Source organism: Mitsuaria sp. TWR114 (assembly GCF_007997345.1).
The window spans coordinates 1-547 of sequence record NZ_VOSR01000792.1 but is presented as its reverse complement, the minus strand read 5'-3'; the positions used below and the strand labels follow the sequence as shown (position 1 = coordinate 547).

The 547-nt window shown below is 71.7% G+C and carries 1 protein-coding gene; it reads left to right on the top strand.

The genetic code is table 11. The features are described 5' to 3' along the window. Window positions 1-77 precede the first annotated feature (77 nt). Window positions 78-547: class I SAM-dependent methyltransferase (locus FUT87_RS24225; protein WP_147242646.1), on the top strand; the 470-nt coding region annotated here is incomplete at its 3' end.

Here is a 547-nt window from a genome sequence, read left to right as displayed (position 1 = left end):
CGCCGCCGCTATCATCTGCCGCCGCTCGACGCAGACCAGCACACGACCGCGGCACACCCCGGCACGAACGACGCCCCATGAACACACCCCTCACGTCCCTGCCCACCCGCAAGCCCGCCTTCGTGCCCGAGACCCGCTTCGGCCTCTGGTTCCTCTCGACGCCGACCTGGCGTGTCCACGTGCTGGGCCGCGCGCTGGACGACCTCCAGCGCCTGGCGCCTGACATCCCCAAGGGCGGCGTGATGCTGGACATCGGCACCGGGCAAGGCCATTCGCTGCCCGAGCTGGCCCAGCGCTTCCAGCCCAGCCAGATCCACGCGCTCGATCCGGAGCCGGACTTCGCCGCCCGCTGCGCCGCGATGCGCCAGGCCACGCCGGTGCCGGTGACGCTGCACGACGCGCATGCCGAAGCCATCCCGCTGCCCGACGCTTCCGTCGACGTCGTGCTGTGCCACCAGACCCTGCATCACATCGTCGATCAGGCGACCGCGCTGTCCGAGGTCTTCCGCGTGCTCAAGCCGGGCGCGTGCTGCTGCTGGCCGAGAGC